The sequence below is a fragment of the Psychromonas sp. B3M02 genome, from assembly GCF_003318165.1.
Taxonomy (GTDB): Bacteria; Pseudomonadota; Gammaproteobacteria; order Enterobacterales; family Psychromonadaceae; genus Psychromonas.
In genome coordinates, this window is record NZ_QOCB01000096.1 from 30,378 (window position 1) to 37,172 (window position 6,795).

Consider the following 6,795-nt stretch of genomic DNA (forward strand, 5'->3'; position numbering starts at 1 on the left):
TTTAAGGGGCTTCCCAATAATCAACCACTTGAGTAAAAATTCAACATGGCAGAACAGCGTAATATATTTTTAATTGGCCCAATGGGGGCTGGTAAAAGCACAATTGGCCGTCAACTAGCACAAATGCTGCACTTAGACTTCCTTGATTCAGATAGTGAAATTGAACGCAAAACAGGCGCTGATATCGCTTGGGTGTTTGATGTCGAAGGTGAAGAAGGCTTTAGAAACCGTGAACAAGAGATGTTAGACGAGCTAACTAAAAAACATGGTATTGTTTTAGCAACAGGTGGTGGTGCCGTTATTCGTCAAGAAAACAGAACGCACTTATCGGCTCGTGGTATTGTTGTTTATTTAAAAACAAGCGTGCAAAAGCAATTAGCAAGAACGTTAAAAGACAAACGTCGACCACTTCTACAAACAGATGATCCCCAATCAGTATTAGAAACTCTAGCTGAAAAGCGTAATGCACTTTACGAAGAAGCGGCGGATTACACTATTGAAACTGACGAGCAAAGTGCCAAGGTTGTTGCTAGTCAAATTATAGCTTTATTGGATTTTTAATGGAAAAGTTACTCGTTGATCTAGGTGATCGTAGTTACCCTATCTCGATAGGTTCACACCTTTTATCAGATACTGACTTATTAAGCAGTGCGATAAAAGGCAAAAAAGTCATGATTGTTACTAATGATGTTGTCGCACCACTCTATCTAGAGGCCTGTAAAAATACATTAAAAGATTTTCAAGTAGATGACGTAATTTTACCTGACGGCGAGCAACATAAAAATCTAAGTACTTTTGAAATCATATTAAGTGAACTATTAGCTAAGAAGCATGCTCGTGACACCACCATTGTTGCATTAGGTGGCGGTGTTATTGGTGATATGGCTGGTTTTGCTGCGGCATGTTACCAACGTGGTATCGCCTTTGTACAAATTCCTACTACGTTGCTTGCTCAGGTTGATTCATCAGTTGGTGGTAAAACCGCTGTTAATCACCCATTGGGTAAAAATATGATTGGTGCTTTTTATCAACCACAATCTGTTGTGATTGATATTGAGTGTCTAAAAACCTTACCTGATCGTGAATTTGCTGCGGGTATGGCTGAAGTGATTAAGTACGGCATTATTTATGATCAAGACTTTTTTAAATGGCTTGAGCAAAATATTGAAGCGATCAAAGCATTAACACCAAGTGCAATTATTTACATGCTAAAACGCTGTTGTGAGATTAAAGCGGAAGTGGTTGCTCTTGATGAAAAAGAACATGGCATTCGTGCTCTGCTGAACCTTGGCCATACTTTTGGTCATGCGATCGAAGCGGAACAAGGTTACGGTAACTGGTTACATGGTGAAGCGGTTGCCGCTGGTATGGTATTAGCAGCTGAAACCTCTTTTGTATTAGGTTTAATCGAGCACGATGATGTGGATCGTATTATTGACCTAATTGAAGCCTTTGATCTACCGCTAGCAGCACCTGAAAATATGCAATATCAACATTTTGCAGAACATATGCAGTTAGATAAAAAGGTACTTGATGGGAAACTACGCTTAGTACTACCTACTTCTATTGGTACTAGTGCATTATTTGATGATGTAAGTGAAGTTGTACTTCGTGATGTCATAGAATCTTAATCTATTATGGTTGAAAGAACGCTTATACCGCTTCCTTCACAGTTGCAGCTTTTAGATCGGCTGCAACACCATATCTATCTATCCTCCTCTCTTATCATGATCACTGGTGAAGCCGGATCTGGTAAAACCACACTGACTGAAAACTTATCTAATGCTTTACCTGCAGAGTTAAAACAGAGTTACCTGTGCTTAAGCAAGGTTGCTACTGTGCTAGCTTTAAGACAAAAGGTGATAGAGCAGTTGTTTGAGCATGCTTTATTTAATGCTCAGGATAAATTAGTCGATTCTGTTGAACGCTTACAGGAGGAGTCTGGTGAAGCACAAAATCGCTTGTTAATTATTGATAATGCACATTTTTTGCCAACAGACTTTTTAATTGAGTTATCTGAGTTATTAACTTCCTATGAATTAACTGAGAATAATAACGTTAATGTCATCTTATTAGGCGATACAGCAACCACTAAGCGCTTCTCTGAGTATTTAGCTTCACATCTTGCAGATAGATTACGCAGGAGCTTAAATCGCTTAGAGTTAATATTACCTGCGTTAAGTACACAGGAAGCGAAGGCACTGTTAGCACATAATTTTGCGCAAATAGATTATCAAGCTAAATTACAGCATCAAGATGCGTTATATCACCAATTAAGTTTATGTGCGGGTAATCCACATAAGATAATCACACTCGCAGAAACACTGAGCCAAGGTGGTTTTACTGAAGATAAACATACTTGGGTTAAAACTTGGCTGCCGGCTGCACTATTAATGTTGTTATTAGTGGTGATTGTCACCGCTCTAGGTATCTATTTATATCCTAAATTTATTCCTGAGAAATCAGAGAAGATAGTTGAATTACCTATTGAACAGTTGATTGATCCTGTCTCTGAACCAGAGAGCTCGACTAACACTGAACCCTTAGCGGGTGGCTGGTCTACTCTAGATTTAGATATTTCAGATAATGAAAGTACAGTGGGGCTTTCTGATCAAAAAGAACAACGTGTAGTGGTTTCAGATGACCAGTTAATTACATTACCTGTATTAGTTGAACAGCCTAATAATGTGATGGTGGAAGCACCTGCAGTGTTGAAAGAGCAGGCGATACCTGCTTTATTAACACCTAATGAAGCACCCTCATTATCATTGGATAATCAAGAGAGTGTGGCTCAGCAGATTCAGCAGCAAGCGACAGAGGGTAGCGAAGCGACTCAAATCAATGCTGAGCAAAAAGAGCCTGAGCCAGCAGTAGAGGTGGTACAACAAGCACCACCTAATAATGAACAAAAACAAGCGACAGATAGTTTGTTTACGGCATCGAATATTCTATTAAGTAAAAATCCTAAACACTTAACCATACAGCTTTCAGCTATGTCTACGCGCTCTTATTTAAGTGCTTTCAAGCAGAAATATGGGGCAATAGAAAACGTGTTTATATATCAAACTATTCGTAACAATAAACCTTGGTTTGTTGTCATTTACGGGGAATACACCTCACAAGCATCTGCAAACTTGGCGATTAAAAACTTGCCAGCAGCATTTGCAGGTATGCCTACTTGGATAAAGTCATGGCAAGCAGTACACAATGATTTGCGGTTAAATAATGAATAAAAAAAATAGAGCCTTTTTAAAATGGGCTGGTGGGAAGTTTACCTTAACTGAACAAATTAATGCACGCTTACCAAAAGCGAATAGATTAATCGAACCCTTTGTGGGCGCAGGTTCGGTGTTTTTAAATACTGACTTTGATGAATATGTGCTGAATGATATTAATCCTGATTTAATAGAGATGTATAAAATCATCAAACGTAAACCTAAACAGTTTATCCGTGATGCTAAAGTCTATTTTCAAGCCAAATATAATCAAGAAGACGTTTATTACCAATTACGTGAAAAGTTTAATAAAAGTGATGATGTTTATCTGCGCTCATTATTATTCTTATACATGAACCGTCATGGTTACAATGGTCTATGCCGCTATAATAAAAGTGGTGGCTTTAATGTCCCTTTTGGGCGCTATAAACAGCCTTACTTTCCTGAAACTGAACTGTTATTTTTTGCAGAAAAAGCCAAAAAAGCGACTTTTACCTGTAAACCTTATCAAAAGTTGTTTTTGTATCTGCGTGATAATGATGTGCTGTATTGTGACCCACCTTATGTGCCGTTAAGTAAAAGTGCTTCTTTTACTAGTTATGCAACACAAGGCTTTAGTTTGGATGATCAAGCTCAATTAGCGAAGTTAGCGCGTGAAAGTAAAGCGGCAGTATTATTAAGTAATCACGATACCACCTTAACTCAAGAGTTATATCGTGATGCAGAGTGCGATAAAATCTTTGTTGCGCGTACCATCAGCAGTAAATCAACGGATCGTAAGCCGGTTGCCGAGTTATTTGCTTTTTTTCCGGCTAAAACGAAATCAAACGCAAACATCACAAATAAAAATTAGTGTGTTAGTCGCTGCTTAGGTAGAATGGCGCACTCATACTTTAGCTTATTTCTATTTAGGAACAGACCATTATGACAGACTATTTAATTGCACCTTCAATCCTTTCTGCAGACTTTGCTCGTTTGGGTGATGATGTTAAAAAAGTATTAGCTGATGGCGCTGATGTGGTGCACTTTGATGTAATGGATAACCATTACGTACCTAACCTAACAATTGGTCCAATGGTGTGTAAAGCACTACGTGATTACGGTATTACTGCACCGATTGATGTTCACCTAATGGTTGAACCAGTAGATAGCATGATTGTTCAATTTGCAGAAGCGGGCGCTTCTATTATCACTTTCCATCCTGAAGCATCAAAACATGTGGATCGTTCATTACAACTGATTAAATCTTACGGTTGTAAGGCAGGTTTAGTATTAAATCCTGCGACTTCATTAGAAGAGTTAACACATGTAATGGATAAACTAGACGTGGTGCTATTAATGTCTGTTAACCCTGGTTTTGGTGGTCAATCATTTATTCCTCATACACTAGAAAAACTACGCGCAGTTCGTAAGTTAATTGATGAAAGTGGTCGTGATATCCGTTTAGAAGTAGACGGTGGTGTTAAAACAGATAACATTAAAGAGATCGCTGAAGCCGGCGCGGATATGTTTGTTGCAGGTTCTGCTATCTTCAATCAACCTGACTATAAAGCAGTGATTGATGAGATGCGTGAACAGTTAACGGAAGTAAAATAAAGCAGCTAATTATGTCTCAACTTACTGATATTAAATTACTCTGTTTTGATCTTGATGGAACGCTGGTTAATAGCGTTCCTGATTTACGTTTATCATTAAATGCCATGTTGGACGAATTATCTTTACCACATGTTAATGACCTAGTCGTTAAAACATGGGTTGGTGATGGTATTGCTAAAATGGTTGAACGTTGTTTACTTCATGTAAACGGTTCTCCTAGCTCAGAGCAAACATTAGCTGATGCGGTGAGCCTCTTTGAAGGTTACTACCAGCAATTTTTAAATACCGAGTCGGGTTTATACCCTGCGGTCAAAAGCACTTTATTTAAGCTACAGGATAAAGGCTATAAAATTGCATTAATTACTAATAAAGCTGAAAAATTCTTACCTGAATTACTCGCCTATTTTGGTATTGATCGCTGTTTCGATCTATTACTAGGGGGAGATACGTTAGCGCGTAACAAACCAGACCCTATGCAGGTTGAGTTTGCTTGTGAGCATTTTAAAGTCAATGCTGCACAATCCGTGATGGTAGGTGATTCGCGTAATGACATTTTGGCAGGGCAGAATGCCAAGGTAACAACCATTGCACTAACTTACGGTTATAACTTTGGTGAGCCGATCAAACAGATTAATCCAGATTATATTATTAATCATTTCGATGAATTATTAACATTGCTATAAGCGCAATGAAGGAAAGTAAAAATGACTAAACCCGTTGTATTAAGTGGATGTCAGCCATCAGGTGGCTTAACAATTGGTAACTACATGGGCGCATTACGCCAATGGGTAGCGATGCAAGAAGACAACGATTGCTTGTTCTGTTTAGTTGACCTACATGCAATCACGGTTCGCCAAGACCCTAAAGCATTACGTAATGCCATCTATGATGGTTTAGCAATGTATCAAGCAGTAGGCATTGACCCACAAAAAAGCACCATGTTTATTCAGTCACAAGTACCTGAGCATGCAGAGTTATCTTGGATTTTAAACTGTCATACGCAAATGGGTGAACTAAACCGCATGACACAGTTTAAAGATAAGTCGCAAAAAAATGTCACTAATATCAATGCCGGCTTATTTAGCTATCCAGTATTAATGGCGGCTGATATCTTATTATATGGTCCAAAACATGTGCCTGTTGGTAGTGACCAAAAGCAACACCTTGAGTTAGCTCGTGATATCGCAACACGTTTTAACAATGCTTACGGGGAAACTTTTGTTGTACCTGAGCCTGCTATTCCAGAGCACGGCGCGCGTATCATGAGTTTACAAGAGCCAACTAAGAAGATGTCTAAGTCTGATGACAATGAAAAGAACTTCATTGCTTTATTAGAAGATCCGAAAAAAATAGCCAAGAAAATTAAAAGCGCTGCGACAGACTCTGATGAACAAGCACGTATCTACTTTGATACTGCTGAAAAACCAGGTGTATCTAACTTACTGACTTTATTATCATGTTCAACAAACCGTTCAATTGAGAGTTTGATCCCTGAATATGAAGATAAAATGTATGGTCATTTGAAATCAGATACTGCCGATGCTGTTGTTACGCTATTAGAGCCAATTCAAGCTCGCTTTAAAGAGTTGCGTGCAGATGAGCAAGCATTACAAGCGATGGCCCGAGTAGGCGCTGAAAAAGCTCGTGAGCGTGCAGCTGAAACCCTAGCTAAGGTTTATGACCGTATCGGTTTTTTACCTAAATAGTTTTCAGATAAATAGAGCTAACAAAAAGGGCTGATAACATGTGATGTTATCAGCCCTTTTTCTAGTAATCGGTTGACGTCTTATACCAATTGTATTAAATAACTGATCTAAATTTTGCGCCGGAAAAATGGCTTAGTTTGAGGCGTAAGTTGATGTAAATGGTTGTTCCCTATACGAAACTTACAACGAAAAAATAAGTTGTTTTAACAAGTAAAATAGATCAGTTACTTACTATGATTGGTATTATATTCTCTATCTTTTCATTGATGCCATGACGG

7 protein-coding genes are annotated in these 6,795 nt (G+C 38.5%); all 7 read left to right on the forward strand.

Annotation, left to right across the window (positions count from 1 at the left end; genetic code table 11):
- The first annotated feature begins 45 nt into the window (after positions 1-45).
- The 7 genes from aroK (at position 46) to trpS (ending at position 6,517) form a co-directional block, all read left to right on the forward strand.
- A complete protein-coding gene (gene aroK, locus DS885_RS10270) occupies positions 46-561 on the forward strand; it encodes a shikimate kinase AroK (RefSeq protein WP_113819341.1) in 516 nt (171 codons plus the stop codon).
- The gene (gene aroB, locus DS885_RS10275) at positions 561-1,631 is read left to right on the forward strand and encodes a 3-dehydroquinate synthase (RefSeq protein ID WP_113819342.1); all 1,071 of its coding nucleotides are present in this window, start codon (positions 561-563) and stop codon (positions 1,629-1,631) included. Before aroK ends, aroB begins: the two co-directional genes overlap by 1 nt.
- Before the next feature lie 6 nt (positions 1,632-1,637).
- Positions 1,638-3,233: an AAA family ATPase gene (locus DS885_RS10280; RefSeq protein ID WP_113819343.1), complete on the forward strand. Its 1,596-nt coding sequence runs from the start codon at positions 1,638-1,640 to the stop codon at positions 3,231-3,233.
- On the forward strand, positions 3,226-4,068 hold the full coding sequence (locus tag DS885_RS10285; RefSeq protein WP_113819344.1) for a Dam family site-specific DNA-(adenine-N6)-methyltransferase: 843 nt from the start codon (positions 3,226-3,228) through the stop codon (positions 4,066-4,068). The genes DS885_RS10280 and DS885_RS10285 overlap by 8 nt, the downstream gene beginning before the upstream one ends.
- A gap of 71 nt (positions 4,069-4,139) precedes the next feature.
- Positions 4,140-4,811 (forward strand): ribulose-phosphate 3-epimerase, encoded by a 672-nt coding sequence (gene rpe, locus DS885_RS10290; RefSeq protein WP_113819345.1) that lies wholly within the window; start codon positions 4,140-4,142, stop codon positions 4,809-4,811.
- Between the two features lie 11 nt (positions 4,812-4,822).
- Positions 4,823-5,494 carry a phosphoglycolate phosphatase gene (locus DS885_RS10295; RefSeq protein WP_113819346.1) on the forward strand — a complete coding sequence of 224 codons (672 nt, stop codon included), beginning with the start codon at positions 4,823-4,825 and terminating at the stop codon, positions 5,492-5,494.
- A 21-nt stretch (positions 5,495-5,515) separates the two neighbouring features.
- Entirely contained in the window at positions 5,516-6,517 is a 1,002-nt protein-coding gene (gene trpS, locus DS885_RS10300) for a tryptophan--tRNA ligase (RefSeq protein WP_113819347.1), read from the forward strand.
- Positions 6,518-6,795 lie beyond the last annotated feature (278 nt).

Bases quoted from the DNA above. Each gene is read 5' to 3' on its own strand.
- aroK (WP_113819341.1), top strand. From the start codon at position 46: ATGGCAGAACAGCGTAATATATTTTTAATTGGCCCAATGGGGGCTGGT.
- aroB (WP_113819342.1), top strand. From the start codon at position 561: ATGGAAAAGTTACTCGTTGATCTAGGTGATCGTAGTTACCCTATCTCG.
- DS885_RS10280 (WP_113819343.1), top strand. From the start codon at position 1,638: ATGGTTGAAAGAACGCTTATACCGCTTCCTTCACAGTTGCAGCTTTTA.
- DS885_RS10285 (WP_113819344.1), top strand. From the start codon at position 3,226: ATGAATAAAAAAAATAGAGCCTTTTTAAAATGGGCTGGTGGGAAGTTT.
- rpe (WP_113819345.1), top strand. From the start codon at position 4,140: ATGACAGACTATTTAATTGCACCTTCAATCCTTTCTGCAGACTTTGCT.
- DS885_RS10295 (WP_113819346.1), top strand. From the start codon at position 4,823: ATGTCTCAACTTACTGATATTAAATTACTCTGTTTTGATCTTGATGGA.
- trpS (WP_113819347.1), top strand. From the start codon at position 5,516: ATGACTAAACCCGTTGTATTAAGTGGATGTCAGCCATCAGGTGGCTTA.